At 68.1% G+C, this 317-nt stretch carries 1 protein-coding gene; it reads left to right on the top strand.

The features are described from left to right. Positions 1-317: transposase (locus tag FLV34_RS39985; protein ID WP_187280910.1), on the top strand; the 317-nt coding region annotated here is incomplete at both ends.

The raw sequence follows: 317 nt of genomic DNA, 5'->3' as shown, positions 1-317 counted from the left end.
CCTGCTGGTGATGATCGGCGTGCGCGCCGACGGCCGTAAGGAGCTCATCGCGCTGTCCGACGGCTACCGCGAGTCGACCGAGTCGTGGGCCGACCTGCTGCGCGATTGCAAACGGCGGGGGATGCGCGCGCCGGTGCTGGCCGTCGGGGACGGCGCACTGGGGTTCTGGGCCGCCCTCGGTGAGGTGTTCCCGCAGGCCAGGGCTCAAAGGTGCTGGTTTCACAAAATCGCCAACGTGCTGGGAGCCATGCCGAAGTCCGCACAGAGCGGCGCGAAGAAGGCGTTGGCGGAGATCTGGAACGCCGAGGACAAAGACC

This window comes from Microbispora sp. CSR-4, assembly GCF_008033685.1.
Taxonomy (GTDB): domain Bacteria; phylum Actinomycetota; class Actinomycetes; order Streptosporangiales; family Streptosporangiaceae; genus Microbispora.
The sequence above is the reverse complement of the archived record's forward strand: the minus strand, read 5'-3'. Positions and strand labels throughout refer to the sequence as shown.